The sequence below is a fragment of the Microlunatus capsulatus genome (assembly GCF_017876495.1).
Taxonomy (GTDB): Bacteria; Actinomycetota; Actinomycetes; order Propionibacteriales; family Propionibacteriaceae; genus Microlunatus; species Microlunatus capsulatus.
The window spans coordinates 1,000,403-1,025,851 of the sequence record NZ_JAGIOB010000001.1 but is presented as its reverse complement, the minus strand read 5'-3'; the positions used below and the strand labels follow the sequence as shown (position 1 = coordinate 1,025,851).

Genomic DNA, 25,449 nt, shown 5'->3' with positions numbered 1-25,449 from the left:
TCGGTATGACGCGCTTCGTGGTGTGCGGGGAGACCCTCATCGACCTGGTCCAGGACCGGCAGAGCTCCGACGACAGCTTCCGCTCCACCTGGCTGGCGCTGTCCGCGGGCGGCCCGATGAACTCCGCCGTCGCGCTCGGCCAGCTGGGGGCCGACGCCCACTTCCTGGGCCGGATCTCCAACGACGCCTTCGGCGGCCAGCTCCGGGAGCACATCACCGGCGCGGGGGTGCACCTGGACCTGGCCACCGAGTCCTCCCAGGCGACCTCGATCGCGGTGGTCAGCCTGGACGAGGAGGGCGTGGCCAGCTACACCTTCCACTTCACGGGCACGGCCAACTTCGGCTGGCAGGCCGACGACCTGCCCGCGTTGCGCGCCGACGACTGGCTGCACATCGCGTCGCTGTCCTGCGTCGTCAGCCCCGGCGCGGAGGTGCTGCTCGACTGGATGCGGACGGTGCCCTCCGGGGTCTCCTACGACGTCAACGTGCGGCCGACGGTCATCACCGACCCGGAGGCCTACTGGGCGAAGGTGCAGCCGTGGCTGCGGGCCGTCGGCCGGCGGCGGGGGATCGTCAAGGCCAGCGACGCCGACATCGAGTTCCTCGCCCAGGCGGGCTTCGCCGGTGACCCGGTCGACATCGCGGCCTCGTGGGTGGAGCAGTACGACCTCGGGCTCGCCGTCGTCACCCTCGGGCCGGGCGGCGGGGTCGCCGTCGAGCCGGGCGGTGCCGTCACCCGCGTCCCGGGGTTCCCGACCGACGTCGTCGACACCGTCGGCGCCGGTGACACCTTCATGGCCGGCTTCCTCGACGGCCACGCCGCCCGCGGGCTGGGGCTGGAGGAGTCGCTGCGGCGCGGGGCCGCGGCGGCCTCGATCGTCTGCTCCCGCCAGGGGGCCCAGCCGCCCACGACGGCCGAGGTCGAGGAGCTGCTCGCCCGCGCCTGACGCGGACGTCCGCCCCCCCCGGGGGCGTGCCGTGCCGGGCCGTGTCGGACCGGTCTCGGGTCGTCCGGACCGGGCTCAGCCGGTCGCGCCGTCGGACCGGCCGGGACCGGCGGCGGTGACGAGGGCGTCGAGGGCCACCCGCGCGCGGTCGGCGGCGGGGCGGTCGCCGTCGGGCTCGGTGACGTAGAAGGTGTCGATGGCCAGCCCGGCCAGGGTGCTGGCGTGGGCGGAGCGGATCGAGAGGCGCTGAGCCGCGAGCGCGTGGCCGAGCGCGTAGAGCAGCCCCGGGCGGTCCTGGGTGCGCACCTCCACCACGACGGCGCTGGCGCTGGCGTCCTCCACCAGCTCGACCCACGGGTCCGACGCGGTGCCGGCGGCCAGCGACCGGGCCTCGCGGCGGCGGACCGGGGCCAGCACGGTGCTGTCGCCCTGCTCCAGCCGCTCCAGCTGCTGGACCAGGAAGGCCGGGTCGGGCACGTCAGCAGGGAGCTGCTTGTCGACCCGCCAGGTGTTCACGGCCACGCCGTCGACGGTGTGCAGCACCGCCGAGCGCACCTGCACGCCGTGGCTGGCCAGCAGGCCGGCGGTCTCGCTGAACAGCCCGAGCCGGTCGGTGGCCGCGACCAGCAGCTCCAGGCCTCCGGGCCGCACCTCCACCCGCACCCGGGGTCGGCCGTCCAGCGCCACCGAGCGGGCCAAGCCGACGTCGACCAGCCGGTCGATGTCGACGCGGCGCACCGCCTCGGCCGTGTCGTCCTCCACGAGCAGGCCCTCGACCTGCTCGGCCAGGCTGCCGATCAGCTGGGCGCGCCAGGGCGACCAGGCGGCGGGGCCGGCGGCCCGGGCGTCGGACTCGGTGAGGTAGCGCAGCAGGTCCAGCACGTCGGCGCGGCCGCGGACCGCCTCCACCAGCGCCTGCTGGGTGGCCGGGTCCGCGTGGTCGCGCTTGGTGGCCAGCGCGGCCAGCGTGAGGTGGTGCTCGACGAGCAGCTCGACCAGCTCGGCGTCGGCCGGCGGCAGCCCGATCGCCTCGACGGCCGCGCGGGCGAGCGGGGCGCCGACGGCCGCGTGGTCCACCCCGGCCCCGGGGATCTTGCCGATGTCGTGGAAGAGGCAGGCCAGCAGCAGCAGGTCGGGCCGCTCCACCTGGGTGAGGTGGCGCTGCGCCTCGGCCACGGTCTGCACCGAGTGCCGGTCGACGGTGTGGCGGTGCAGCGGGTTGTGCTGGGGCCGGGCCGAGATCGACGCCCAGGAGGGGATCCACCGGCTGATGCAGCCGGCCAGGTCCAGCGCCTCCCAGACCGCGATCAGCTGCGGCCCGCAGGACAGCAGCTGCAGGAGCGCGTCGCGCGCCTCGGCGGGCCAGGGCGTCGGCAGCGCGGGCGCGTGCTGGCCGAGGTTCTCCGCGGTGACGGGGGAGAGCACCAGGCCGCGCGACGCCGCGAGGGCACCGGCCTGCAGGCCGGTGGCGGGGGCGGACGGGGAGGCGCTGCGGCCCAGGGCCACCTCTCCGCCGGTGATGATCAGGCCGTGCTCGGCCTCGGTGTAGACGGGGCCGCGCTCGCGACGGGCGAAGCCCAGCACCCGGCGCTGGGGGACCACGGCCCGGGCGGCCCGGGCGGTGAGGTCGACGGCGTGGCCGATCCGGCGGGCCGCCAGGCTGACGGCGCGGTGCAGGTCGTCGCGCTCGGTGAACCCGAGCTGCTCGGCGACGGCGTCGACCTCCGCCGCCACCAGCCGGTCCAGGGCCCGGCCCGCCGTGACGTGCAGGGCGTCGCGCACGTCGAGCAGCTGGTCGTAGGGGTCGCGGACGCCGGAGTGCGGCCGGTCGGTCAGCCAGGTCGCGGCCAGCGCGCGCAGCATGGCCATGTCGCGGAAGCCCCCGCGGGCCTCCTTGAGGTCGGGCTCCAGCAGGTAGGCGGCGTCGCCGAAGCGGGCCAGCCGCTCGTCGAGGGAGCTGAGCAGCTCCGGCAGCCGCTTGCGCGCCCCGGTCCGCCAGGCCCCGAGCAGGGCGGTGCGGGCGCCGGCGACCAGGGCGGCGTCCCCGGCGACGACGCGCAGGTCCAGCAGGCCGACGCCGGCGCTCAGCTCGCGGCCCGCCACCTCGGCGCACTCGTCGGGGGTCCGCACGCTGTGGTCGAGCTTCACCCGGGCGTCCCACAGCGGGTACCAGAGGCTGTTGGCCAGCCGGTCGGTGGCCGCGAGGTCGCGGCCGTCGTGCAGCAGCACGAGGTCGACGTCGGAGCGGGGCCCGAGCTCGTGCCGGGCCAGGCTGCCCACGCAGGCGAGCGCCGTTCCGCTGCCCGGCCCGCCGACCTCGGTCCACAGGGCCACCAGCGCGTCCTCGACGCAGCGGGTGACCGAACGCCGACGATCCGGCCCGGAGGTGGTTGCCCACCCGGACCGGATCGCGACGTTGAGACGCTCGTCAGTCAGGTCACGCTTCAGAGCGCGTCCAGCCCGCGCTCTCCGGTGCGCACGCGGACGATGTCGTCCACCGGCACCGACCAGACCTTGCCGTCACCGATGCGGCCGGTCCGAGCGCTCTTGACCAGGACGTCGATGATGTCTTTGGCATCCTCGTCGTCCACGAGCACCTCAAGTCTCACCTTCGGGACCAGGTCCACGGTGTACTCCGCGCCGCGGTAGACCTCCGTGTGGCCCCGCTGCCGGCCGAACCCGCTGGCCTCGCTGACCGTCATCCCCTCGATCCCGAAGGACTCCAGGGCGGTCTTCACCTCGTCGAGCATGTGCGGCTTGATGATCGCGGTCACGAGCTTCATGCGGTGGCCTCCTCGTCGTGGTTGATGTCGCCGTCCGCACGGCGGGGGGCGGTGGAGCCGGACAGAGCACCCCGCAGGCTGGAGGTCAGGTTGCCCAGATCGTAGCCAGTCTCCGCGTGCTCGGCGTTGTCGATGCCAGCCATCTCGGACTCCTCGTCCAGCCGGAAGCCGATCGTCTTCTGGAGCACGAAGCCGATGAGCAGCGTGAGGACGAAGCTGTAGACCAGCACCGCGAGGGCGCCGACGGCCTGGCGCCACAGCTGGTCGGCACCGCCGCCGTAGAAGAGGCCGGACTTCTCGTAGGACAGGCCCGCCGGGGAGTCGGGGGAGAGCAGGAAGCCGATGGCGATCGTGCCCCACAGGCCGCCGACGAGGTGGACGCCGACGACGTCGAGCGAGTCGTCGTAGCCCAGCTTGTACTTCAGGCCGACGGCCAGGGCGCAGAGCACGCCGGCGACCAGGCCGATGACGATGGCGCCGATCGGCGAGACCGCCGAGCAGGCCGGGGTGATGGCGACGAGGCCGGCGACGACACCGGACGCGGCACCCAGCGAGGTCGGGTGGCCGTCGCGGAACTTCTCCGTCAGCAGCCAGCCGATGGCCGCGGCCGCGGTGGCCACCAGGGTGTTGACCCAGACGACGGCGGCGGTGTTGTTGGCGCCCAGCGCGGAGCCGGCGTTGAAGCCGAACCAGCCGAACCAGAGCAGACCGGCGCCGAGCATGACCAGGGTCAGGTTGTGCGGGCGCATCGGGTCGCGGCGCCAGCCGACGCGCTTGCCCAGGACGATGGCCAGGGCCAGGCCGGCCACACCGGCGTTGATGTGCACCGCGGTGCCACCGGCGAAGTCGATGGCCGAGAGCTGGTTGGCGATCCAGCCGCCGGTGTGGGTGACCACGTCGGCGTCGTCGGTGAGGGTGAAGTCGAAGACCCAGTGGGCGACCGGGAAGTAGACGATGGAGGCCCAGATGCCGGAGAAGATCATCCAGGTGGAGAACTTGGCGCGGTCGGCGATGGCGCCGGAGATCAGGGCGACGGTGATGATCGCGAAGACGGCCTGGAAGCCGACGAAGGCCATCGTCGGGTAGGCGGCCTCCGGGTCCTCGGTCATCAGCCCGCGGAGGCCGAAGAACTCGGTCGGGTCGCCGAGCAGGCCGCCGCCGATGTCGTTGCCGAAGGCGAAGGAGTAGCCGTAGAGCACCCAGAGCACCGAGATGAGAGCCAGCGCCCCGAAGCTCATCATCATCATGTTGAGGACGCTCTTGGCCCGGACCATGCCGCCGTAGAACAGCGCGAGACCCGGGGTCATCAGCAGCACCAGGGAGGCTGAGGTCAGGATCCACGCGGTGGACCCGGAGTCGAGTTCGAGTGGTGTCATGTTGCTTCTTTCGGTGAAGTAACGGGTGGAAGGGGACGTCCGCCGGGCTGGATCGCCGGACGCCGTGGGGGACAGGAGCACTCTCTCCACCTCGTGTTGCGGCCGCGGCGCTCGCGGTTACACCCGTGTGACAGTTGCCGGGCCCGCGTGACGAGCGTGTTTCGTGACGTGACGGGCGCGGGTCGGCCACCTCACATCGCCGGTCCCGGGAACCCCACCCCTAGGATCGGGAGCCGACGCCGGGGCCGCCCCGCGCCTGCAGGAGGAGGACCGATGACCTGGTTGGTGACCGGAGGGGCGGGCTACATCGGCTCCCACGTCGTGCGCGCGTTCGTGCAGGCCGGCACGCCCGTGGTGGTGCTGGACTCCCTGACCAGCGGGCACCCGCAGTTCGTGCCCGCGGAGGTGCCCTTCGTCCGCGGCAGCGTCCTCGACGGCGACCTGGTGCGGCACACCCTGGTCGAGCACGCGGTGACCGGCGTGGTCCACCTCGCCGGGTTCAAGTACGCCGGCGTCTCGGTGACCAGGCCGCTGCTGACCTACCAGCAGAACGTGACCGGCACGGCGACCCTGCTGGAGCAGATGCAGTCCGCGGGCGTCGACCGGATCGTCTTCTCCTCCTCCGCCGCCACCTACGGCACGCCCGACGTCGACCTGGTCACCGAGGCCACCCCGACCGGGCCCGAGTCGCCCTACGGGGAGTCGAAGCTGATCGGGGAGTGGCTGCTGGCCGACCAGGAGCGCGCGGCCGGCCTCCGGCACACCTCGCTGCGCTACTTCAACGTCGTCGGCTCGGCGACGCCGGAGCTCTACGACACCAGCCCGCACAACCTGTTCCCGGTGGTGCTCTCGATGCTCGCCGAGGGCCGGACCCCGCGGATCAACGGCGACGACTACCCGACGCCCGACGGCACCTGCGTGCGCGACTACCTGCACGTGGAGGACCTCGCGGCCACCCACCTCGCCGCCGCGCACGCGCTGGCCGAGGGCCGCCCGCTGGAGCGGGTCTACAACCTCGGCAGCGGTGAGGGCGTCTCGGTGCGCCAGATCATGACCGCCATCGCCGAGGTGACCGGCGTCGACTTCGAGCCCGAGGTCGCCCCGCGGCGCAGCGGCGACCCGGCGCGGATCGTCGCCTCCGGCGAGCTGGCCGCCCGCGACCTCGGCTGGCGGATGACGCACGACCTCCGCTCGATGGTGGCCAGCGCCTGGGCGGCCCAGCAGCACGCCGCCGGCCGCTGAGCCGGGACCTCAGAGCAGGCGGACCTCCCGCAGGTCCAGCCCCAGGGCCGTGGCCGCGGCCGTCGCCGGGGCGGCCAGCGCCGCCTCGTCGGGGAGCCGGGCGCCGGGCAGCGCCCGCACCTCGACCCGGGCCGTCGTCCCGCTGACGACGGTGCGCCAGGTCCCCACGACGCGCCCGTCGTGCAGCACCGTCGGCGCGCAGACGCCGTTGACCTTGCTCCAGACCGCGGCCAGCTGCTCGGCGCCCAGGAACCGGGTGCGGTGCGCGGGGTGCAGCCCGACCAGCAGGGCGTCGAACTCGGGCAGCAGCACCACCGGGTCCGGTCCCGGGCCGTCCGCTCCGGGCTCGGCCAGCTCGACGAGCACCTCGTCGTCGGGCCCGTCGAGCCGGACCAGCGTGTCACCCGCGGCGGCCACCGCGCGGTCGACGGCGCCGAGGGTCGCGCCCAGGACGTGGGCCAGCTCCGCGCGGGTCGCGGGCCCGAGGGCCCCGAGGTGCAGCGGGACGAGGGCGGCCAGGGCCTCGTCCGCCGAGGGCGCGGCGTCGGCCGAGGATGCGGCCGGCCCAGGCAGCACCGCCCGCGCGGTCCGGTGCAGGACGTCGGTGCGCGTCTCCCACCGCTGGTCGGGCGGTCGGCGGAGCAGCCCGCTGTGGCTCCCGACCAGGGCCGCCGTCGAGGTGTCGTCCAGGGCCGCGGCGGCCGCTGCGGACTCGTGCACCGCGAGCCACTGCCGCGCGTGCTCCACGAGCGCGGGGCGGGCCTGCCAGGCGTCCGCGGCGAAGGCCTCGAGCTCGGCCCACAGCTGGTCCACGCTGACCCGGCCCAGTCGCAGCCGGGCGGTGAGGGCCTGACGGCGGGCGGGCCGGGAGGCCGCGTCGAGCAGGGGGTGGTGGGCGGCCACGCCGGTGTGCACGGTGCCGCGGAGGCTGCTGGTCTTCACCAGCCGGTGCTCCTCGAACAGCCGGCGCACGGTCGCGCGATCGACGCCGGGCAGCCGGGACGACGCGGTGAGGAAGGGGGAGCGCGGCACCTGCGACTGGACCGGCCCGAGGTGGGTGAGCAGGGCGGTCACCGCGTCGCCGTCCGTCCCGCGGACGGCGGGGAACTGCCGCACCAGCGTGCGCCGGGCCAGCTCGTCGGTGCTCAGCCGCGTCATGGGCCGACGCTAGCGCGCGCCCGGCCTGCCGGCCGGTCTGCCGGCGGCGGACGGCCCGGGTCAGCCGTGCACCCGTGGTCGCGCTCGGTCGCGCGTCGGCGCTCGGGTACAAGGGCCCGCGGCTTCCCGGGACCAATGGCTCGACAATGTCCCGAGAACGTCCCGCGGCCCTTCTGCGCATTGCGCCGGAAGATCACGCTTGCTCTAATTCGGGTGCGGCCACAAAGGCTGTCGAAAAAGGACCTGCTCTGCTGGGTCCCGTCCCCCCAAGGAGCTTTCCCATGACCGGTGCCTACGCACACCTGATCGCCCTCCTCACCGTCGTCTCGAACCGTTTCGAGGGTCGCAAGGAGCGCGGCGCGACCGCCGTGGAGTACGGCCTCCTCGTCGGTCTGATCGCCATCGTCATGATCACCGGCGTGGCGCTCGTCGGGCCCAAGCTGTCCACCATGTTCACCACGGTCGCCGGCAAGCTCTGACCCCCGTCCAGCCAGCTCGTCCAGCGTGGTCCGTTCCCCCGGCGGACCACGCTGGCCCCTTTCCCGGAGGCGCCGTGACCAGAAGTGAGCGTGGGGCGGCGGCCGTCGAGTTCGCGCTCGTCCTGCCGCTGCTGGTCCTGCTGTTCGCCGGCGTCGCCGAGATGGGCCGGATCTACTACCTCCAGGCCACGCTCTCCGGCGCCGCCCGCGAGGGCGCACGGGTGATGGCCCTGCGCAACGACGCCGGAGCCAGCCGGGCGGCGGTGCGGTCGGCCGCCGGATCGGTCGCGGTCGGCGACGCCCAGATCGCGGTGTCGCCGGGCACCGGCGGCTGCCGGTCCACCGCGGCCGCGCCCGTCCAGGCCACGGTCACGATCACCTTCCCGACCCCGCTGGTCAGCAGCTTGTTCGGCGCCTCGGTCACGGTGCGCGGCGTCGGAGCCATGCAGTGCGGAGGGTGAAGGACGAGCGGGGAGCGGTGGCGGTCGTCGTCGCGCTCGTCCTCGTCCCGCTGATGGGCCTGGCCGCCTTCGGTGTCGACGTCGCCGGCATGTGGTCCGAGCACCAGCAGCTGCAGAACGGCGCCGACGCCGCAGCGCTGGCCATCGCCCAGAACTGCGGTGCGGGCGCCTGCGGCACCCCCGGCAGCACGGCCCAGCGGCTGGTGACGGCGAACCACGTCGGACCGGGCGCCACGGCGTCCGCGGCGACGTCCGCGGGCCAGGTCACGGTCCAGGCCGCAGCCACGCGTCGCCACCTCTTCGCCCCGGTGATCGGCGTGGACTCCTCCGAGCTGAGCGCCCGGGCGACGGCGAGCTGGGGTTCCCCCGACGGCGGCACGGCCGTCCTCCCCCTCACCTTCTCCTGGTGCGAGTGGCTGCAGCAGACCGGCGGCGGCCAGCCGAGCAGCACCGTCGAGCGCACCATCTACTTCACGAAGTCCTCGGGCACCACGTGCACCGGTCCCTCCAACAACGTGGTCCCCGGCGGCTTCGGCTGGCTGACCACCGACGGCGGGACCTGCCAGAGCTCCAGCTCGCGCGTCGGCCTGCTCTACAGCGACCCCGGGAACGCGGTCCCGAGCGGCTGCTCGCCGAGCAGCTTCAGCTCGCTCCAGGGCAAGACCGTCCTGCTGCCCGTCTTCGACCAGGCGGGCGACACGGGCTCCAACGCCTTCTACCACGTGTACGGCTACGCCGCCTTCACCATCACCGGCTACGACTTCGTCGGCAGGTACTCCTACAACGCCAAGTCCTGCAAGGGCAACGACCACTGCGTCCGGGGCTACTTCACCAGGTTCGTGGACCTCACCGAGGCGTTCACCTACTCCTCGGGCGCGCCGGCCCTGGGGGCCGTCGTCGTCGAGCTCACGGCCTGATCCACGGGCCCCGCCCGACCCGGGCGGCCGTGCCCGGCCAGGCCGGGACTTTCGACCCCGAATAGTCCCGAATACCGCTTTTCGGCCTTCCCGCGATTGCGCCCCGCCGCGTCGGACCTGTTCACTTCTCCTGCGGGAGGAAATCCCGCACCCTCCCACTGCCGACCAGCGGTGGCCATCCCCCGAGGAGCTCTCCATGACCGGTGCCTACGCACACCTGATCGCCTTTCTGACCGTCATCTCGAACCGTTTCGAGGACCGGGAGGAGCGCGGGGCGACCGCCGTCGAGTACGGCCTCCTCGTGGGTCTCATCGCCATCGTGATGATCACCGGCGTCGCGCTCGTCGGGCCGAAGCTCGAGACGCTGTTCACCACCGTCTCGGGCAAGCTCTGAGCCTCTGCCGCTGAGGCGGCCCCGCCGGCCGTCGCACCCCGGCCGTCCCCGGCTCCACCGCCCGAGCACCCCTGCGCTCCCGCCCGGGAGCGTGCCCGCCCCTCCCGAGGAGAACCGGATGAAGCGTCGCCTCCTGGCCGCGGCCGCTGCTCTGCTGCTCGCCGTCGTCGGCGGCGTGGTCCTGCTGGCCTACGTCGGGGCGGCGGACCAGCGCGCCGTAGCCGCTCTCGCCCCCGCTCGCGTGCTGGTCGTCACCGAGGCGGTGCCCGAGGGAGCCACGGCCGCGGAGCTCCAGAAGGCGGTGGAGGTGCGCGAGCTGCCCGGGGTCGCGGTGGCTCCCGGGGTGGTCAGCAGCGTCGCAGAGCTGTCCGGGCTGGTCACGACCACGGCGCTGCAGCCCGGCGAGCAGCTGCTCCGCAGCCGTCTGGCCGACCCGGCCGTGCTCGAGGCGGCGCGGGGTGTGGAGGTGCCGGAGGGCTACCACCAGGTGGCGGTCCAGCTCGAGCCGCAGCGGGTGGTGGCGGGCACGCTGGTTCCCGGCGCGACCGTCGGGGTCTTCCTCTCGGTGCAGGACGAGAAGGTGTCGAAGACCGCGCTCGGGCTCCACAAGGTGCTCGTGACGGCGGTGCAGGGCGGGGCGGGCACCGCAGCCGCCGACGACGACGGGTCAGCGGCCCGACCGGCGGCGGCGGGCGCCGAGACCCTGACCGTGACCCTCGCCCTCCCGCCTGCCGGTGCCCAGAAGCTCGTCTTCGCCGCCGAGCACGGCTCCATCTGGCTCTCGGCCGAGCCCGACGACGCCTCCGACGCCCCGCTGCCCGTCCTCACCAAGGGAAACCTCTACCGATGAGCCGCATCCTCGTCCGCTCGGGCTCCGACGACCTCGCGGGGTGGCTCACCGCCGCCCTCCTGGCCACGCCGATCTCCTACCAGGTCGAGACGGTGGCGCTCCCGCCCCACCCGGGCGACCCGGCCCTGCTCTGGCGGGGAGACCCCGACGGACCTCCGCGGGTGCTGGTGCTCGACTGCGCCCTGGGGGTGCCGGAGGCGCTCGACCTGACGGCTCGCCTCGACGCCGAGTGCCCCGCGATCAGCGTCGTCCTCGTCACCGACGGGGGACCCGACCTGGCCCTCCCCGCGATGCGCGCGGGTGCCACGGACATCCTGGCCCCCGGCGCTACCGCGGAGGAGGTCCTGCGCACGGTCCAGCGGGCCGTGGAGCTCGCCGAGGTGCGCTCGGCCCAGCAGGCCGGGCCGCCCGTCGTCGTCGAGGACCGCTCGGCGGCCGGGCAGGTGATCTCCGTCGTTTCGCCGAAGGGCGGGGTGGGCAAGACGACCGTGGCGACGAACCTCGCTGTCGGCCTGGCGCGCTCGGCCCCGCAGGCCACCGTGCTGGTCGACCTCGACATCCAGTTCGGCGACGTGGCCAGCGGTCTCAACCTCGACCCCGAGCACGACCTCACGGCCGCGGTGACCGGCCAGGCCAGCCGGGACACGATGGTGCTGAAGACCTTCCTCACCCTGCACGAGACCGGTCTCTACGTGATCTGCGCACCGGACTCCCCGGTGGAGGCCGAGAACGTCTCGGCGGACGCCGTCCGGCAGCTGCTGCGGACCCTGGCGAGCGAGTTCCGCTACGTCGTCGTCGACACCGCGCCGGGCCTCTCCGAGCACACGCTCGCGGCCATGGACGAGACCACCGACCTCGTCCTGCTGAGCAGCATGGACGTCCCCGGTCTGCGCGGCCTCCGCAAGGAGATCGACACGCTGCGGGAGCTGACGCTGCTGCAGCGCCGGCACCAGGTCGTCATCAACTTCGCCGATCCCTCGACGGGACTCACCGTGGCCGACGTCGAGGCCACGATCGGCGCGCCCGTGGACCTGGTGCTGCCCCGCTCCAAGGCCGCTCCCGCGTCGGTCAACCTGGGCGTCCCGCTGCTGCAGAGCGGGGTGCGCGACCCGATGACCCGGCAGCTCCTCGCCCTGGTGCAGGGCTTCGCCCCCGGACCGGGTCAGAAGAAGGTGACGGCCGCGCCGCAGCTCGGCCGCCGCGCCGGCAAGGGCGCCCCCGTGCCCCGGCGAGCGGCCTCCGGCTGGTTCCGTCGCCCGCGCGCGGTGGCGTCGTGAGCCTCGCCGACCGCCTCCAGATGGTCCGGCAGGGCGGGGCGCCCGCTGCTGCCGGTGCCGTGGCCACCCGTCCGACCACCGACTCCCGCCCGGCTGCAGCTGCGGCGACCACCGCTCCCGCGCCCGCCGCCCCGGCCGCACCCCCGGTCCGGCCCGCTCCGCCGGTGGGACCCTCGGACGCGCTCGTCAAGCTCAAGGACCGGGCGGCGGCGGCCCTGTTCGAGCGCATGGGGGCCCGGCTCAACGACCCGACGATGAGCGAGGACCAGCTGCACGCGCTGGTCCGGAGCGAGCTGAACCACGTGGTCGAGGAGGAGAAGGTCCCCCTCACCGGAGAGCAGCGCCAGCGCCTGATCAGCGACGTGCAGGACGACGTCCTCGGCCACGGCCCCCTCCAGCGGCTCCTCGACGACCCCACGATCACCGAGATCATGGTCAACGGCCCCGAATGGGTCTTCATCGAGCAGCGGGGCAAGCTCACGCGCAGCGACGTCCGCTTCACCTCCGAGGAGCAGCTGCGGCGGGTGATCGAGCGGATCGTCTCCCGGGTCGGCCGCCGCATCGACGAGTCGTCACCCCTGGTGGACGCCCGGCTGCTGGACGGCAGCCGCGTGAACGCCGTGATCGCGCCGATCGCCTTCAACGGCTCGTCGCTGACGATCAGGAAGTTCGCCAAGGACCCGTTCAAGGTCGGCGACCTCATCGGCTTCGGCACGCTCACCCCGGAGATGGCCGAGCTGCTGCAGGCGTGCGTCGAGGCCCGCCTCAACATCATCGTCTCGGGCGGGACCGGCACCGGGAAGACGACCCTGCTGAACGTCCTCTCCTCCTTCATCCCCGAGGGCGAGCGCATCGTCACCATCGAGGACGCCGCCGAGCTCCAGCTCCAGCAGGAACACATCGTCCGGCTCGAGAGCCGCCCGGCGAACGTCGAGGGGCGCGGGGAGATCGGCATCCGGGAGCTGGTGAAGAACTCGCTGCGCATGCGGCCGGACCGGATCGTCGTGGGGGAGGTCCGCGGGGGCGAGTGCCTCGACATGCTGCAGGCGATGAACACCGGGCACGACGGCTCCCTGTCCACCGTGCACGCCAACACCCCCCGTGACGCCGTCGCCCGGCTCGAGACCTTGGTGCTGATGGCCGGCATGGACCTGCCGCTGCGAGCCATCCGGGAGCAGATCGCGTCGGCGGTGGACGTCGTGATCCAGCTCAGCCGGCTGCGGGACGGCAGCCGACGGGTCACCGCGGTCACCGAGCTGCAGGGCATGGAGGGCCAGACGGTGACCATGCAGGACGCCTTTCTCTTCGACTACTCCGCCGGTGTGGACGCGAACGGCCGGTTCCTCGGGAAGCCGCAGCCCACCGGCATCCGCCCGAAGTTCACCGACAAGTTCGCCGACCACGGGATCACGCTCTCGCCGCGGGTCTTCGCCCTGCCCCCGGCCAGGGCAGGACGGTGATCCCCGCCCTGCCCTGGCCGGCCTGGTTCGGGCTTGCCACCTGTGCGGCCGCGGTCTTCCTCGCCGTGGTCACCCTGGTGGCCCCGCGCCCGGTCCGGCTGCCGCTGGGCCGGCGCCGGCCGGACCTCGCCGCGCCGGGTGGCGCCCTGACCGGGGCCACGGCTGCGGCCACCACGCTCATCGACGGCGTCCTGCACCGGGGCGGGTGGCGCCAGCGCCTGGTCGTCGCCCTGGAGCGGGCCGGCGTCCGGATGCGGCTCGCCGACCTGGTGCTGCTGGTCCTCGTCGGCATGGCGGTCGCCGCTGTCCTCGGGGAGGTGCTCGCCGGGCCGCTCATGGGGCTCCTCCTGGCCGCGGTCGTGCCCGTGGTGGCGAGGGTCGTGCTGGCCAACCTCACGACGAAGCGGGAACGGGCGTTCGCGGACCAGCTGGACGACTGCCTCCAGCTGATGTCCAGCAGCCTGCGGGCCGGCCACAGCCTCCTGCAGGCGCTGGCCGCCGTCGCGTCCGAGGCCGAGGAGCCGTCCTCGGAGGAGTTCGCCCGGATCATCAACGAGACCCGGGTGGGCCGCCCGCTCGGCGCCGCGCTCGCCGACGCGGCGGAGAGGATGAGCTGCGAGGACTTCTCGTGGGTCACCCAGGCCGTCGCCATCAACCGGGAGGTGGGGGGCAACCTCGCCGAGGTGCTCGACGGGGTGAGCCACACGATCCGCGAGCGCAACGCCATCCGTCGCCAGGTCAAGGCGCTGGCCGCCGAGGGCAAGCTGTCGGCCCTCGTGCTGATGGCGCTGCCCTTCGGCGTCGCCGGCTTCCTGGCCTTCAGCAACCCCGCCTACCTGGCCCGGTTCACGTCGAACCTGATCGGCTACGCGCTGCTGGTGGTCGCCGCGGTGCTGCTCGTCGTCGGCGGTCTCTGGCTCCGCAAGACCGTCCAGGTCAAGTTCTGAGCAGGAGCACCGTGCCCTCCTCCCTCCCGCCCGCCGCCCTCGTCGCGGTCGTCCTGGTCGCGCTCGGCGTCGCCGCCCTCACGTTCCTGCTCCTGACCCGACCTCGGGTGAACCGACCCCTCCTCGCCAACCTCCAGCGGGGACTGGGCCTCGACGACCCGGCCGCGGCTCCTGCCGACGGCAGGCCCGGTGCCCTGCTGGGGCTGGCGCGGAGGCTCACCCCGGCCGGCCGGGTGCGGACGCTGGAGCGGCTGGTCAGCCGCGCCGGGCGACCCGCCGGCTGGCCGCTGGAGCGCCTGCTGGTGGCCAAGCTCGTGGCCCCCGTGGTCCTCGGCGGCCTCGGCCTTCTCTACCTCAGCGCACGGCCGGGCGCGACGGCGGTGCTGATCGCGCTCGTGCTGACCGTCGTCGGCTACTTCCTCCCCGAGCTGCTGCTGCACAGCCGCGCCCAGGAGCGCAGCCAGCAGATCGCGCTCGAGCTGGCCGACACCCTGGACCAGATGACCATCGCGGTGGAGGCGGGCCTCGGGTTCGACGCCGCCATGGCCAAGGCTGGCCAGAACGGGAAGGGCCCCTTGGCCGAGGAGCTGGTGCGCACCCTCCAGGACATCCAGGTCGGCCAGTCGCGGCGGCAGGCCTACGAGGGCCTGGCCGGACGGACGGACGTGGTGGACCTCCGACGCTTCGTCCGGGCCGTGGTCCAGGCCGACCGCTACGGCGTCGCGGTGGGCGAGGTCCTGCGCACGCAGGCGGCCGAGATGCGGATGAAGCGCCGCCAGCGCGCGGAGGAGAAGGCGATGCAGATCCCCGTCAAGGTGATCTTCCCGCTGATGCTCTGCATCCTGCCGGTGCTGTTCATCGTGCTGCTGGGCCCGGCCGTGATGGACATCGTGGCCGCCTTCAGCTGAGGCGCCGGGCTCAGGCCCACGACCTCGCAGGGCCCCGGACGCAGGAGAAGTCGCGACCTGCCTGCTCGGGGGTTCAGGTAGGTCGCGACTTCCAACCCCCACATCGCCACGCGCCCGCGGTTCGTTACAGGCTCCGCCGAACTTTTTCCGGGGCCCCTCCCGGGGCGGCGTCCACGGGGTCGAGCGCTCGGGGCCGTTGGTCTAGCATGGGAGACATGAACCGCGCTCTCCTTGCCTAGCCGCGTAGGCGATCCCTACGCGGCCACCCCTCGCGCCGACCCGGCGGGGGGTTTTTTTCTGCCCGGGAACGGGCGCGGAGAGCGACCGAGGAGTGAGCAGCAGTGACCGACCAGCTGGAGCAGACCGGGACCCCCGGACGCGACGACGACGGGACGGGGGAGACCCGCACCGGCTACGACGCCGCGGCCGCGCAGACGCGCTGGCAGGCGTTCTGGGAGGCCGACGGCACCTTCGTGCCCAAGGACGACGGCTCGGCCGAGCGCCGCTACGTCCTCGACATGTTCCCCTACCCCTCGGGTGACCTGCACATGGGTCACGCCGAGGCCTTCGTCATGGGTGACGTCGTCTCCCGCTTCTGGCGGCTGCGCGGCTACGACGTCATGCACCCGATCGGCTGGGACTCCTTCGGCCTGCCCGCCGAGAACGCCGCCATCCAGCGCGACGCGCACCCGGCGGAGTGGACCTACGCCAACATCGAGACGCAGGCGAACTCGTTCAAGCGCTACGGCCTGAGCCTGGACTGGTCGCGCCGGCTGCACACGTCCGACCCGGAGTACTACCGCTGGACGCAGTGGCTGTTCCTGCGCTTCCGCGAACGGGGCCTGGCCTACCGCAAGGCCAGCTACGTCAACTGGTGCCCCAAGGACCAGACGGTGCTGGCCAACGAGCAGGTCGTGCAGGGTGCGTGCGAGCGGTGCGGCTCGGTCGTCGTCAAGCGCCAGCTGACGCAGTGGAACTTCAAGACCACCGACTACGCCCAGCGGCTGCTGGACGACATGGACCAGCTGCAGGGGAAGTGGCCCGACCGGGTGCTGACGATGCAGCGCAACTGGGTCGGCCGCTCCGAGGGCGCCCACGTCGACTTCACGATCGAGGGCGGACCCGACGACGGCCGCGTCGTGACGGTGTTCACGACCCGGCCCGACACGCTGTACGGCGCGACCTTCTTCGTCGTCGCGCCCGACGCCGCGCTGGCCGCCGAGGTCGTCACCGACGAGCACCGGCCGGCGTTCGAGGCCTACCTGGCCGCCACCCAGCAGGCCACCGAGATCGAGCGGCAGGCCACCGACCGGCCCAAGAGCGGCGTGCCTCTGGGCGTGCACGCGGTCAACCCGGCCAACGGGGAGCGGCTGCCGGTCTGGGCGGCCGACTACGTGCTGGCCGACTACGGCACCGGCGCGGTGATGGCCGTGCCCGCCCACGACGGCCGCGACCTGGAGTTCGCCCGGGCCCACGACCTGCCCGTCCGCCGCGTCATCGACACCGGCGAGCCCGACCCCGCCGAGACCGGCGTGGCCACCACCGGCGACGGCACCTACGTCAGCTCCGGCGAGCTGGACGGCCTGGTGGGCAAGGAGGCCGGCGTCCGGCGGATGGTCGAGCGGCTGGAGGCCGACGGCGTCGGCGCGGGCGCGATCACCTACCGGCTGCGCGACTGGCTGCTGAGCCGGCAGCGCTACTGGGGCTGCCCGATCCCGATCATCCACTGCCCCGACTGCGGCGAGGTCGCGGTGCCGGACGACCAGCTGCCCGTCGAGCTGCCGTACCTGACCGGCGCAGCGCTGGCGCCGAAGGGCACCTCCCCGCTGGCCGGGGCGACGGACTGGGTGGAGGTCGACTGCCCGCAGTGCGGCGGCCCCGCGAAGCGCGACACCGACACGATGGACACCTTCGTCGACTCGTCCTGGTACTTCTTCCGCTACTGCTCCCCGGGCTTCACCGACGGCCCGTTCGACCCCGACGACGTCCGCCGCTGGATGCCGGTCGCGCAGTACGTCGGCGGCGTCGAGCACGCGATCCTGCACCTGCTGTACATGCGCTTCTTCACCAAGGTGCTGTTCGACATGGGCCTGGTCGACTTCGTCGAGCCCATGGAGCGGCTGCTGAACCAGGGCCAGGTCATCAACGCCGGCAAGGCGATGAGCAAGTCGCTGGGCAACGGCGTCGACCTGGGCAAGCAGATCGACGAGTTCGGCGTCGACGCGATCCGGCTGACCGTGGTGTTCGCCGGGCCGCCCGAGGACGACATCGACTGGGCCGACGTCTCGCCCGGCGGCTCGCTGAAGTTCCTGCAGCGCGCCCACCGGCTGGCCGTCGACGTCACCAGCGCGCCGGGCGCCGACCCGACGACGGGGGACCGGGCGTTGCGCCGGGAGACCCACCGGCTGCTGGCCGAGATCGAGCAGCTGGTCGAGAGCCAGCGCTTCAACGTGGCCGTCGCCCGGGTGATGGAGCTGGTGAACGCGACGCGCAAGGCCGTGGACTCCGGCCCCGGCGCTGCCGACCCGGCCGTCCGGGAGGCCGTCGAGGCCGTCACCGTGGTGCTGAGCCTGGTCGCCCCCTACGTCGCCGAGGAGATGTGGGAGCGGCTGGGGCACCAGCCCTCGGTCGCGAACGCGTCCTGGCCGGTCGTCGACCGCTCGCTGCTGGTCACCGAGTCGGTGACCTGCGTCGTGCAGGTGCAGGGCAAGGTCCGCGCCCGGCTGGAGGTGGCGCCCGACGTCAGCGAGGACGAGCTGCGGGAGCGGGCTCTGGCCGAGGAGGGCGTCGTCCGGGCGCTGGCCGGCCGCGCGGTGGCCAAGGTCATCGTGCGGGCGCCGAAGCTGGTCAGCATCGTCCCCGCCTGATCGCGGCAGGACCGTGTGACCTCGTGAGGTGACATCACCTCGTGAGGTCACACGCTCTTCGCCGCGGGGCGGCTCAGCCGCGCAGGGCGACGGTCGCGAGCACGCCGCGGTGGTCGGTGCCCGGCAGGTCGACGGTGCCGAAGTCGGTCGCCGTCAGGTCGTCGGTGACCAGCACGTGGTCGATGGCGATCAGCGGCGGCACCAGGCCCTGCGCCGGGTAGGTGGGGTTCCAGCCGGCGCCGACCAGGTCGTCGCTGTCGCGGAAGCCGTCCGCCCGCAGGCGGCGCATCGTCGGGTGGGCGTCGACGGCGTTGAAGTCGCCGGCGATGACGGCCCGGGTGCGCGGCAGCGCCCGCCGCACCTGCTCCTGCTCACCGGCCCAGTCGTCGCCCCCGCGCACGGGGCGCTGGGGGTGGACGGCCACGACCGTGACCGCGCCCAGCCCGGGCACGGCGACGTCGGCCCGCCAGTGGTGGTCGCCGATCCGCGCGTCCAGCGGTCCCTCGGCGCTCAGCGGGAACCGGCTGTAGACGTGGGTGCCCGAGGGTCCGGACCGCGGCAGCGAGCCGTCGCCGGCCTCGTGGGGGAACCGCTCGCCGATGCCGGCCGCCTCCAGGGCCAGCCGGGCCGGCTCGGTGACCTCGGTCAGCACCAGCACGTCGGCGTCGGCGGCGGCCGCAACCAGGGCGCCGGGGTCGGCGCCGCCGAAGAGCATGTTCTGCGCCAGCACCGTCAGCCGGCCCGTCCCGGCCGCCGGGCGGTCGTCGGCGACCCAGCCGGGCACCAGCCAGGTCAGGTGGACGGTGGCAAGGACCAGCGCGAGCACCCCGGCCGCCAGCCGGGCGCGGTGGTGCCGCAGCAGCACGGCGCCGCCCAGCCCCAGCAGCGCGACCAGGTAGGCCAGCGCGCCGGCGTCGGTGAACGAGGTGACCATCGCCCAGGTGTCGGGCGCGACGCCGGGCACGCCGGGCAGCAGCCGGGCCAGCGTGGTGCCGGCCCCGACGGCGAGGGCGAGCCCCCCGACGGCGGTGCTCAGGCTGGCGGCCACGCCCCGGGCGCTCACGAGGACCGCCCGACGTGGGCGAGCAGGCCCAGGTGGTCGGTGCCGTCGACGGGGACGCGCTCGAGGTCGGCGACGGCCAGCGCGGGGTCGACGAGGACGTGGTCGATGGCCAGCAGCGGCGGCAGCGCCCGGCCGGCCGGGTAGGTGGGCGCCCATCCGGTGCCCAGCAGGTCGGCCGCGCTGCGCAGGCCCAGCCGGTGCAGCTGCTGCATCGGGCCGTGGTCGACGACGGCGTTGAAGTCCCCGGCGACGACCAGCGGGCGGTCCAGCTCGGCGGCCACCACGCGCCGGAGGTCCTCGTGCTCGCGGGCCCAGCGGCCCTCGCCGCAGTAGGGGTTGCAGGGGTGCACGGCGACGAGGGCGACGGGACCGGTGCCGGGGACGTCGACGGTGGTGGCCCACTGGTCGAAGGAGCCGGACCCGAACTGGCGGCTGCCGCTCAGCGGGTAGCGGGAGAAGACGACCGTGTTGGCGACCGCGCCGCCCGAGGCGCCGGCGTCGAAGGGGAAGCGGTCGCGCCAGCCCCGGGCGTCGAGCGCGCTGACCAGGGCCGGGGTCACCTCGACCAGGACGACGACATCGGCCCGCGAGGTGGCGGCCAGCACCTGGTCGGGGTCGGCCTCGCCCTTGTAGGTGTTGAGGCTCAGCAGGCCGAAGGCCGGCCCCACCACCGGGCGGTCGTCGGGCACGAGGTAGGGGAGCTGCCAGCTCAGCTGCGCCGCCAGCAGCACGGCGACGACGGCGAGCGGGACGGCCATCCGCGCCCGGCGGCGGGCACGCACCAGGGCGACCAGCAGGCAGCCGAGCGCGAGGCCCAGCAGCGGGATGGCGTAGGGGACGAAGGAGGCGACCAGGGCCGCGGCGTCGTCGGCCGGCGGCAGCACCCGCATCCCGGTGAGGACCAGGCCGGGCACGCCGAGCAGCACGGCGGCGGTCACCAGCGCCGACTGGCCGCGCCGGCCGGGCTCGACGGTGTCCCAGGCGGGACCGGCGGCGGGGCGGGTCGCCGTGCGACCGGGCACGCTCAGCGGCCCCGGCGGGGGGCGGCAGGGTTGCGCCGCTCCATCCGCAGCTCGACGGGAGCGGGCGGGAACTCGCACGGGCGGCGGTCGCTGGTCTCGGTCCAGCCCTCCGCCCGGTAGAAGGCCCGGGCTGCCTCGTTGCCCTCGAGCACCCAGAGCCCGGCGCGGACGGCGCCGCCGTCGAAGACCTCGGTGGTGGCGAACTCCAGCAGCGCCGTTCCGTAGCCGCGCCGGGTGTGGTCGGGCACGACGCCCAGGTGGCGCACCGTCGTCTCGTCGAAGGCGACGAAGCCGACGGGCTCGCCCTCCTTCTCCAGCAGGACGACGCGGAGCTGCGGGTCGCGCAGCAGCCGGCGCCAGCGCCGGGTCACCTCGGCGACGGGGTAGGGGTAGCGGTCGGGCGGGAAGACGTGGCGGAGCGCCTCCTCGCTCGCGGCCCGCTCCAGCCGGGTCAGCACCCGGCTCTCGTCGGGACGGGCGCGCCGGATCCGCAGCCCGGTCTCCTCGTCCTCCAGCGGCGGGTCGTGCTCCTCCAGCAGCGTGAACAGCTCGGCGGTGACCCGGTCGGCGCGGGTGAGGCGCCCCTTCCGCGCGGAGCGGTTGGACTTCTGCACGCACCACGCCTCCGCGCGGTGCTCGACGGTGGCTAGCACCAGCCCGTTCTCGCCGGGGGCGATCACCCGGAGGTCGTCCCAGGCGAACCGGTGCACCGAGAACGGGTTGACCACGGTGACGCCGTCGGGCTCGGCCCGCAGCCGGGGGTGCAGCCCGAAGCGCCAGGCGTAGGCCAGGGCGACGACGCTGAGGGCCGCGAGCAGCGCCGGGGTCACCCAGCCGCGGTCGTCGGCCCAGATCAGGTAGGCCAGCAGGGGCACGGGCACGGCCGCGACGACCATGAAGACGACGACCACCGCGAGCGTCCCGGGCGCCGCCCGCCACACCCGCCGGTCCCGTCCGTCCACGTACCTGCTTCCCTCGCCGACCGGCCCCGCGGTCACCCTGCCGCCGCGCCCCGCCGCGCGGCCTGCCTCCGACCGCGGCCCTAGGCTGTGCAGATGCCTGGCGTCGCGGTGGTGACCGACTCTACGTCGTCGTTCGCCCCGCGGCAGGCCGAGCGCGCCGACGTCCGCGTGATCCCGCTGCAGGTCGTCATCGACGGCCGCAGCCGCCCCGAGGGGGAGGTCGACGCCGCCGAGGTGGCCGCCGCCCTGCGGGCCGGGCGCCGCGTCAGCACCTCCCGCCCGACGCCCGAGGTGGTGGCCGCCGCCTACGCCGAGCTGGCGGCGGGCGGCTGCACCGGCGTCGTCTCCGTGCACCTCAGCGGCGGGATCTCCGGGACGGCCCAGGCCGCCGAGGTGGCCGCGCGCGGGGCCTCGGTGCCGGTCCGCGTCGTCGACAGCCGGGGCGCGGCGATGGCGACCGGGTTCGCGGCGCTCGCGGCGGCCGGGTCCGCCCGCGACGGCGGTGACCTCGACGCCGTGGCCGCGGCGGCGAGCCGGCGGGCGGCCGCCACCAGCACGTGGTTCTGCGTCGACGACCTCGTCCACCTGCGGCGCGGCGGCCGGGTCAGCGCGGCGACCGCGGTGCTCGGCACCGCCCTGGCGGTCAAGCCGCTGCTGACGGTCGCCGACGGCGCCATCCGGCCCTTCGAGCGGGTGCGGACCAGCGCCCGCGCGCTCAGCCGGCTCGAGCAGCTGGCCGCCGGCGCGGTGCGGGCCGGCGTCGACGCCGGGCACGTCGTCGACGTCGCCGTCCACCACCTCGACAACGCCGCCGCCGCCGAGCGGCTGGCCGACGCCCTCCGGGAGCAGCGCCCGGGCGGTTCGGTGCTGGTCAGCGAGCTGAGCGCCGTGCTGGCCGTGCACGTCGGGCCGGGCACCGTCGGCGTCGTGGTCTCCCCGGCCGTCTGAGCGCTGTCCCCAGGGCGGCCGGCGGCCCCGTCCACAGCCGCCCGGCCCGGTGAGCCGTCCGCCGCGCCCGTGCCGAGGATCACGGCGTGGCCAGACGAGGAGACCCCGACCCGCTCCTGCTGCAGGCCGTCAGCGAACGGCTGGCGCGGCTGCTGGCCGAGGACGCCCCGCGGCGGGCGGCGGAGGATCCAGAAGCCGGGACGGCGGGTGCGGAGAGCCCGGCGGTGCCGCCGGACCCCCGGCCGGAGCCGGTGCCCGACGAGCTGCCCGAGCCGCGGCGCTTCGGCCGCGCGCACCTCGGGGTGGTGGTCGTCGTCCTCCTGCTCGGGGTGCTGGTCGCGGGCTGGACGCTCGTCCGGGCCCGGCCGGTCGCGCTGGCGGCGCCCGGGACCCCGCCGGTGGTCGTCACCGAGGGTCCGGCCCCCTCCGGGACAGGACCGTCCACCCCCGTGCCGACCGCCGCGCCGACGTCGGGAGGCGCGAGCGGCGCGGTCACCCCAGCCGCGGAGCTCGTGGTGCACGTGCTGGGGGCGGTCCGCCGTCCCGGGCTGGTGCGGCTGCTGGCGCCGGCCCGGGTGCAGGACGCCGTCGACGCGGCGGGCGGCTTCACCCGCACGGCCGACCCGGGCGACCTCAACCTCGCCCAGCTGCTCACCGACGGCCAGCAGGTGGTGATCGGCACCCGCGACGACCCGGACGGGGAGGTGCGGGGCAGCACCGGCGGGACCTCCGGGACGGGCGGTGCCGGCGGGCCGAGCGGCAGCGACGACGGGGGTGCGGTCCTCGACCTCAACCGCGCCGACGCCACCCAGCTCGAGGAGCTGCCCGGGGTCGGCCCGGTCACCGCCACGAAGATCGTGGCCTGGCGCGACGAGCACGGCCGGTTCAGCCGGGTCGAGGAGCTGCAGGAGGTGGACGGGATCGGGCCGAAGATCTACGCCGAGATCGCCCCGCACGTCCGTGTCTGAGCCGCTGGTCCGCCGCGCCGGGGCGGCGCTCGCCGCCCGGCTCCGGCCCCGCCGTTCCCAGCGTGAGCCGGAGACCGACGTCGTCCGGGACCTGCGGGTGGTCCCCCTGGCCCTGGCCGCGTGGGCGGCGGCGTGGGCCGGCACCGGGGGCTCGCCGCGGCTGGCGCTGCTGGGACTGGCCGGCGTCGGCCTCGCGGCCGCCGCCGCGGTCCTGCGGCGTCGTCGGGTCCGTCCCCGTCCCGGTCGTCCCCGCGGCGGCGCCTGGCTGGTGGCGACGGTGCTGGTCGCGCTCGTCGTCGGCGGGCTGGGCGCGGTGCAGGCCCACCGCCTGCGGTCCGGGCCGCCGGCCCGGCTGGCCGCCGCCGGGGCCGTCGTGGACGCCCGCCTGGAGCTGGTCGGCGACGCCCGGCGGGTCGACGGCGCACCCGGTCGGCCACCCGTCCTGGTGGCTGACGGCCGGCTGCTGGAGCTGACCGGCCGCGGCGGTCGCTGGCGGGTCCGGGTGCCGGTCACCGTGCTGGTCAGCGGGGAGGAGGTCGGGTGGTGGGCCGCGCAGCCGGTGGGTACCAGCGTGGTCGTCCCGGGGCGGCTGCAGAGCCCGGATCCCGGGGACGACGTCGCCGCCGTGCTGCGGGTGCGCGCGCCGCCGACGGCGGTGTTCCCGCCGGGAGCCGGCGGCCGGCTGGTCGAACGGGTCCGGGCGGGCCTGCGGGCGGCGGTGGCCGACCGGCCCGCCGAACCGCGCGCCCTGGTGCCGGCCCTGGTCCTCGGCGACACGTCCGGGATCACCGCCGAGCTCCGGGGCGTGTTCCAGACGACGGGGCTCACGCACCTGACGGCCGTCTCCGGCGCGAACCTCACGCTGCTGCTGGCCTTCCTGCTGCTGGGCGCCCGCTGGTCCGGGGTGCGCGGCTGGTGGCTGCGCGGGGTCGGGCTGCTCGGCGTCGCCGTCTTCGTCGCGCTGTGCCGGACCGAGCCCAGCGTGCTCCGGGCGGCCGCCATGGGCCTGGTCGCGCTCGCCGCGCTCGGCGCCGGCGGGCGACGGGCGGGGCTGCGCAACCTCGGCGTCGCCATGCTCGGGCTGCTGCTCGTCGAGCCCTTCCTCGCCCGGTCGTGGGGCTTCGCGCTGTCGGTGCTGGCCAGCGGCGGCATCATCTGGTGGGCGCGCCCCTGGGCCGACGTGCTCGCCCGTTGGCTGCCCCGGCTGCTGGCGGAGTCGGTGACCCTGCCCCTGGCGGCCCACCTGACGACGCTGCCCGTCGTCGTCCTGCTGTCGGGTCGGGTGAGCGTCGTCGGCCTGCTGGCCAACGCCCTCGCCGGGCCGTTCGTCGGGCCGGCCACCGTGCTCGGCTTCGCCGCGGCGGGGGCCTCGCTGGTCAGCGCACCGGCGGCCGCCCTGCTCGGCCGGGGCGCCGCCTGGTCGGCGCAGGCCATCGTGACGGTGGCCCGCGTGGGCGCCCGGCTGCCCGGGGCCGACGTCGGCTGGCCGGCCGGACCCGCCGCGGTGCTGGTCCTCGCCGCCGGCTGCCTGCTCGCGGCGCTGCTCGTGCCCTGGGTGCTGGCCCGGCGGCTGCCGACGGTGCTGCTCGCCCTGGCCCTCGTCGTCGCGCTGGTCCGGGTCCCGTCGGTGCCCGGGTGGCCGCCGCCCGGCTGGCGGCTGGTGGTGTGCGACGTCGGGCAGGGGGACGGGCTGGTGCTGCGGGCGGGTCCGGGAAGCGCCGTCGTCGTCGACGCCGGTCCCGAGCCGGACCGGATGCGGCGTTGCCTCGACGCGCTCGGGGTCCGGGAGGTCCCGCTGCTGGTCCTCACCCACTTCCACGCCGACCACGCCGACGGGCTGCCCGGGGTGCTGGCGGGCCGCGCCGTGCGCCAGGTCTGGGTCAGCCCGCTGGCCGAGCCGGCGGCGGAGGTGGCGTCGGTGCGGGCGGCCGCGGCGGCGGAGGGGGCCGCGGTGGTGGTGCCCGTGCCCGGCGCCCGGGTGCGGGTGGGGGAGGTCGCCCTCCGGGTGGTCGGGCCGCTGCCGCCCCGGGGCGGGGACGGCGACCCCTCCGGCGTGCAGAACGACGCCAGCGTCGTGCTCGTCGCCGACGTCGGCGGGCTGGGCGTCCTGCTGCCCGGGGACGTCGAGCCGCCGGGTCAGCGGGCTCTGCTGACCGCGGGCGTCGACCTCCGGGCGACCGTGCTCAAGGTCCCGCACCACGGCTCGTCGCGGCAGGAGCCCGCCTTCTTCGCCGCCACCGGGGCCCGGCTGGCGGTGGCCAGCGCCGGGCAGGACAACGACTACGGGCACCCGGCGGCGCGCACCGTCGAGCTCGCGCGCTCGCTGGGGATGACGGTGCTGTCCACCGACCGGGTCGGCTCCGTGGCGGTCACCGGGACCGACGCCGACCCGCGGGTGGTCACCCAGCGGCCGCCGTGAC

At 75.0% G+C, this 25,449-nt stretch carries 22 protein-coding genes; 15 read left to right on the top strand and 7 right to left on the bottom strand.

Features of this window, described 5'->3' with window-relative positions:
• The first annotated feature begins 5 nt into the window (after positions 1–5).
• Positions 6–947, top strand: a complete 942-nt coding sequence (locus JOF54_RS04735) for a carbohydrate kinase family protein (RefSeq protein ID WP_210053463.1) — start codon at positions 6–8, stop codon at positions 945–947.
• 75 nt (positions 948–1,022) lie between these two features.
• On the opposite strand, the gene JOF54_RS04730 is transcribed toward JOF54_RS04735, so the two are convergent.
• Genes JOF54_RS04730 through JOF54_RS04720 form a run of 3 tightly spaced genes read right to left on the bottom strand, consistent with a single transcriptional unit; the run spans position 1,023 to position 5,106 of the window.
• A complete protein-coding gene (locus JOF54_RS04730) occupies positions 1,023–3,356 on the bottom strand; it encodes a [protein-PII] uridylyltransferase (RefSeq protein WP_307804454.1) in 2,334 nt (777 codons plus the stop codon).
• A 35-nt stretch (positions 3,357–3,391) separates the two neighbouring features.
• Positions 3,392–3,730, bottom strand: a complete 339-nt coding sequence (locus tag JOF54_RS04725; RefSeq protein WP_091413825.1) for a P-II family nitrogen regulator — start codon at positions 3,728–3,730, stop codon at positions 3,392–3,394.
• On the bottom strand, positions 3,727–5,106 hold the full coding sequence (locus JOF54_RS04720) for an ammonium transporter (RefSeq protein WP_210053461.1): 1,380 nt from the start codon (positions 5,104–5,106) through the stop codon (positions 3,727–3,729). Before JOF54_RS04720 ends, JOF54_RS04725 begins: the two co-directional genes overlap by 4 nt.
• Before the next feature lie 273 nt (positions 5,107–5,379).
• On the opposite strand from JOF54_RS04720, the gene galE reads away from it, so the two are divergent.
• Positions 5,380–6,348, top strand: a complete 969-nt coding sequence (gene galE / locus JOF54_RS04715) for a UDP-glucose 4-epimerase GalE (protein WP_210053459.1) — start codon at positions 5,380–5,382, stop codon at positions 6,346–6,348.
• A gap of 9 nt (positions 6,349–6,357) precedes the next feature.
• Here the strand turns inward: galE and JOF54_RS04710 are convergent, their stop codons facing one another.
• Positions 6,358–7,506 carry a DNA glycosylase AlkZ-like family protein gene (locus tag JOF54_RS04710; RefSeq protein ID WP_210053457.1) on the bottom strand — a complete coding sequence of 383 codons (1,149 nt, stop codon included), beginning with the start codon at positions 7,504–7,506 and terminating at the stop codon, positions 6,358–6,360.
• A gap of 281 nt (positions 7,507–7,787) precedes the next feature.
• On the opposite strand from JOF54_RS04710, the gene JOF54_RS04705 reads away from it, so the two are divergent.
• From JOF54_RS04705 to leuS, 10 genes are all read left to right on the top strand, one after another.
• Positions 7,788–7,985, top strand: coding sequence for a Flp family type IVb pilin (locus tag JOF54_RS04705; RefSeq protein WP_210053455.1), 198 nt, complete (start codon positions 7,788–7,790; stop codon positions 7,983–7,985).
• A 74-nt stretch (positions 7,986–8,059) separates the two neighbouring features.
• A complete protein-coding gene (locus tag JOF54_RS21775) occupies positions 8,060–8,446 on the top strand; it encodes a TadE/TadG family type IV pilus assembly protein (RefSeq protein WP_210053453.1) in 387 nt (128 codons plus the stop codon).
• On the top strand, positions 8,443–9,363 hold the full coding sequence (locus tag JOF54_RS04695) for a pilus assembly protein TadG-related protein (protein WP_210053452.1): 921 nt from the start codon (positions 8,443–8,445) through the stop codon (positions 9,361–9,363). The genes JOF54_RS21775 and JOF54_RS04695 overlap by 4 nt, the downstream gene beginning before the upstream one ends.
• Positions 9,364–9,559: 196 nt before the next feature.
• Positions 9,560–9,757 carry a Flp family type IVb pilin gene (locus tag JOF54_RS04690; protein ID WP_210053450.1) on the top strand — a complete coding sequence of 66 codons (198 nt, stop codon included), beginning with the start codon at positions 9,560–9,562 and terminating at the stop codon, positions 9,755–9,757.
• Positions 9,758–9,875: 118 nt separating this feature from the next.
• Positions 9,876–10,607, top strand: a complete 732-nt coding sequence (cpaB, locus tag JOF54_RS04685) for a Flp pilus assembly protein CpaB (protein ID WP_210053448.1) — start codon at positions 9,876–9,878, stop codon at positions 10,605–10,607.
• Positions 10,604–11,884: a CpaE/TadZ family protein gene (locus tag JOF54_RS04680; protein WP_210053446.1), complete on the top strand. Its 1,281-nt coding sequence runs from the start codon at positions 10,604–10,606 to the stop codon at positions 11,882–11,884. The genes cpaB and JOF54_RS04680 overlap by 4 nt, the downstream gene beginning before the upstream one ends.
• Positions 11,885–12,048: 164 nt before the next feature.
• Positions 12,049–13,344 (top strand): TadA family conjugal transfer-associated ATPase, encoded by a 1,296-nt coding sequence (locus tag JOF54_RS04675; RefSeq protein ID WP_307803834.1) that lies wholly within the window; start codon positions 12,049–12,051, stop codon positions 13,342–13,344.
• Positions 13,341–14,291 carry a type II secretion system F family protein gene (locus JOF54_RS21770; protein WP_210053444.1) on the top strand — a complete coding sequence of 317 codons (951 nt, stop codon included), beginning with the start codon at positions 13,341–13,343 and terminating at the stop codon, positions 14,289–14,291. Before JOF54_RS04675 ends, JOF54_RS21770 begins: the two co-directional genes overlap by 4 nt.
• Positions 14,292–14,302: 11 nt before the next feature.
• Positions 14,303–15,199, top strand: coding sequence for a type II secretion system F family protein (locus JOF54_RS21765; RefSeq protein WP_210053443.1), 897 nt, complete (start codon positions 14,303–14,305; stop codon positions 15,197–15,199).
• A 353-nt stretch (positions 15,200–15,552) separates the two neighbouring features.
• Positions 15,553–18,066, top strand: coding sequence for a leucine--tRNA ligase (leuS, locus tag JOF54_RS04660; protein ID WP_210059351.1), 2,514 nt, complete (start codon positions 15,553–15,555; stop codon positions 18,064–18,066).
• 73 nt (positions 18,067–18,139) lie between these two features.
• Here leuS and JOF54_RS21760 read toward each other — a convergent pair whose 3' ends face one another.
• From JOF54_RS21760 to JOF54_RS04645, 3 genes are read right to left on the bottom strand one after another with little or no spacing between them, the layout of a single operon-like run.
• Positions 18,140–19,129, bottom strand: coding sequence for an endonuclease/exonuclease/phosphatase family protein (locus JOF54_RS21760; protein WP_210053441.1), 990 nt, complete (start codon positions 19,127–19,129; stop codon positions 18,140–18,142).
• The gene (locus JOF54_RS04650) at positions 19,126–20,151 is read right to left on the bottom strand and encodes an endonuclease/exonuclease/phosphatase family protein (protein ID WP_210053440.1); all 1,026 of its coding nucleotides are present in this window, start codon (positions 20,149–20,151) and stop codon (positions 19,126–19,128) included. Before JOF54_RS04650 ends, JOF54_RS21760 begins: the two co-directional genes overlap by 4 nt.
• A 2-nt stretch (positions 20,152–20,153) precedes the next feature.
• Complete coding sequence (locus JOF54_RS04645) at positions 20,154–21,113, bottom strand: GNAT family N-acetyltransferase (RefSeq protein WP_210053438.1); 960 nt, start codon at positions 21,111–21,113, stop codon at positions 20,154–20,156.
• A 93-nt stretch (positions 21,114–21,206) separates the two neighbouring features.
• On the opposite strand from JOF54_RS04645, the gene JOF54_RS04640 reads away from it, so the two are divergent.
• The 3 genes from JOF54_RS04640 (at position 21,207) to JOF54_RS04630 (ending at position 25,448) form a co-directional block, all read left to right on the top strand.
• Positions 21,207–22,061: a DegV family protein gene (locus JOF54_RS04640; RefSeq protein WP_210053436.1), complete on the top strand. Its 855-nt coding sequence runs from the start codon at positions 21,207–21,209 to the stop codon at positions 22,059–22,061.
• A gap of 86 nt (positions 22,062–22,147) precedes the next feature.
• The gene (locus tag JOF54_RS21755) at positions 22,148–23,029 is read left to right on the top strand and encodes a ComEA family DNA-binding protein (RefSeq protein WP_210053434.1); all 882 of its coding nucleotides are present in this window, start codon (positions 22,148–22,150) and stop codon (positions 23,027–23,029) included.
• Entirely contained in the window at positions 23,022–25,448 is a 2,427-nt protein-coding gene (locus tag JOF54_RS04630; protein WP_210053431.1) for a ComEC/Rec2 family competence protein, read from the top strand. The genes JOF54_RS21755 and JOF54_RS04630 overlap by 8 nt, the downstream gene beginning before the upstream one ends.
• Position 25,449 lies beyond the last annotated feature (1 nt).

Coding starts and splice junctions, on each gene's coding strand:
- JOF54_RS04735 (WP_210053463.1), top strand. CDS start 6: ATGACGCGCTTCGTGGTGTGCGGGGAGACCCTCATCGACCTGGTCCAG.
- JOF54_RS04725 (WP_091413825.1), bottom strand. CDS start 3,730: ATGAAGCTCGTGACCGCGATCATCAAGCCGCACATGCTCGACGAGGTG.
- JOF54_RS04720 (WP_210053461.1), bottom strand. CDS start 5,106: ATGACACCACTCGAACTCGACTCCGGGTCCACCGCGTGGATCCTGACC.
- galE (WP_210053459.1), top strand. CDS start 5,380: ATGACCTGGTTGGTGACCGGAGGGGCGGGCTACATCGGCTCCCACGTC.
- JOF54_RS04710 (WP_210053457.1), bottom strand. CDS start 7,506: ATGACGCGGCTGAGCACCGACGAGCTGGCCCGGCGCACGCTGGTGCGG.
- JOF54_RS04705 (WP_210053455.1), top strand. CDS start 7,788: ATGACCGGTGCCTACGCACACCTGATCGCCCTCCTCACCGTCGTCTCG.
- JOF54_RS04690 (WP_210053450.1), top strand. CDS start 9,560: ATGACCGGTGCCTACGCACACCTGATCGCCTTTCTGACCGTCATCTCG.
- cpaB (WP_210053448.1), top strand. CDS start 9,876: ATGAAGCGTCGCCTCCTGGCCGCGGCCGCTGCTCTGCTGCTCGCCGTC.
- JOF54_RS04680 (WP_210053446.1), top strand. CDS start 10,604: ATGAGCCGCATCCTCGTCCGCTCGGGCTCCGACGACCTCGCGGGGTGG.
- JOF54_RS04640 (WP_210053436.1), top strand. CDS start 21,207: ATGCCTGGCGTCGCGGTGGTGACCGACTCTACGTCGTCGTTCGCCCCG.